Genomic DNA, 1,979 nt, shown 5'->3' on the forward strand with positions numbered 1-1,979 from the left:
GGGTTCGTCGTCCGAATCTTCATTATTTTCCATGATTGTTGTCATCAATCATTTTTCAAAAGCCGAAAAGCGAATAATATCCTTGGTACAATCAGTGGGGTTATCACCATGTTTCCTTATGAACAGTGGAAACGAAGCCATTCCATTCATCATGCTACGAGCAGCAACTTAGATAAACGAGGAACTGGTGATGTGTGGGTCATGACAGTTGATGAATATGTTGCAGCTTCCTACTGGGGCCGGTTAGCATACCGAGTTTACCGCAATCCAATTGTGATGTTTGGATTAGGTCCCATTTATCTTTTCTTCGTTTCTAACCGATTGAATCGAAAAGACGCGAAACGAAAGGAACGTTTGAACACATATTTAACCAATTTCTCAATTGTTGCGGTGTATGCACTTTTATGTTGGAGTATTGGTTGGCAAGCTTTTCTGCTCGTTCAAGCTCCCATCCTTTTTGTAGCAGGGTCGCTTGGAATTTGGCTATTTTACGTACAGCATCAATTTGAGGATTCCTACTTTGAAAGAGAAGAAGAGTGGGATTACGTGAAGGCTGCGGTTGACGGTAGCTCCTATTACAAGCTCCCTAAAGTTTTACAATGGGTAACAGGTAATATTGGTTTCCATCATGTACATCATTTGGCTCCAAGAGTTCCCAACTATAATTTAGAAAAGGCGCATGAGTCTACGCCACCATTACAGAAAGCAACAACCATTACACTAAGCACAAGCTTGAAGTCCCTTCGTTTTCGACTTTTAGATCAACAAAATAAACGTTTTGTAAGCTTCAAAGAAATTAAGCATCTACTAGACAATAAAAAATCGCGTGTGAATTTGAATAACAAAAGACCAAACCTCGATAAAAATTGAATATCCATACGATAAAATCATTCAATTTTAATAAAAAAATACCTGGATTAGCTGAACTATAACCCGAATAAGGGTCACTACATAAAAAGTGTCCCTTATTCGGGCTTTTTCACTTGAGCACTTTGTCAGATTTTCTTACGATTACATCATTTCTTTTCGTCTTTTAGTATCATCACTCATGAAGTTCTGGTTTTTGTACCAAGAGTGGAGGAGATAGTTGAAAGAATACCGAGATATTGGTATTATAACTATTGTTTTTGCAAAAGACCCTGAAGGAAATCTTATCGAAATTCAAAAGTGGAGAAAATAAAACAGTATATACCTATTTTGTACGAGAACCATTGTAAATAGTGAAGTTGTTTTATTCCCTAAAATTGCCTAGATAAGGTATAGTTAAAGCGATCCACTATAAAAGAAAGAAGTGCTAACATGCGTAAGCATACAAAATCATTTGAAGATCTAGTAAAAGAGAATAAAGAAGAAGTGATTAAAGATAAACAAGCAATAGAAAAACTTGAAAAACTTATAGAAAAACGCCATGAAAATATAAAGCTAGCTTAACACAGCTAGCTTTATTGGTAGTTTATAGAGCTAGTTAACATAAAGCGAGTTCTCGAAATTAAAGAATTAATTACAATGACTTTTACTACCTTGGGAACAATCTAATTATCTTAAAAAACTAATTATGTAGCCATTATTTTAAATGTTAAAATAAGGAAAATCATCTTTTTAGATAAGGGAAGATCGGAGGCCAAAATTTAATGAATAATTTGCACTTTCTAGGAGAAAAAATCATAGAAAAAAAGTATGAAATTGCGCATAAAGTACATACAAATAGAATGATAGACCTTAAACAAACAAGAAATTTCAATCTTACAAATGAAAAAATTATTGAAATGAGAGCAAACTTCATCAATAATTTTGGAGAAGCAATCATGTTAAACCTCGATCAAAATACAAGTTTCGATCGAATATTGAAATGGGGAAAAGAGTCAGGAGAATTGGCATCAAATCTAGGGGTTTCTCTGAGTGAGGCTTTAGAGACCACAAGTTATTACCGGAAATTTATATGGGAAGTACTTAAAGAAGAAATAAAAAAATACAACATG

2 protein-coding genes and 1 pseudogene are annotated in these 1,979 nt (G+C 34.3%); all 3 read left to right on the forward strand.

From position 1 onward, the window contains the following. On the forward strand, positions 1-870 hold an 870-nt coding region (gene desA, locus ACFX4N_RS31005; RefSeq protein WP_377263828.1), incomplete at its 5' end, for a Delta(5) desaturase DesA. Between the two features lie 429 nt (positions 871-1,299). Next, complete coding sequence (locus ACFX4N_RS31010; protein WP_377263830.1) at positions 1,300-1,431, forward strand: FbpB family small basic protein; 132 nt, start codon at positions 1,300-1,302, stop codon at positions 1,429-1,431. 200 nt (positions 1,432-1,631) lie between these two features. Continuing rightward, a pseudogene (locus ACFX4N_RS31015) lies at positions 1,632-1,979 on the forward strand (STAS domain-containing protein); the annotation flags it as partial.

It is taken from the genome of Priestia sp. YIM B13551, from assembly GCF_042787905.1.
Classification (GTDB): Bacteria; Bacillota; Bacilli; order Bacillales; family Bacillaceae_H; genus Priestia.

Bases quoted from the DNA above. Each gene is read 5' to 3' on its own strand.
- ACFX4N_RS31010 (WP_377263830.1), top strand. From the start codon at position 1,300: ATGCGTAAGCATACAAAATCATTTGAAGATCTAGTAAAAGAGAATAAA.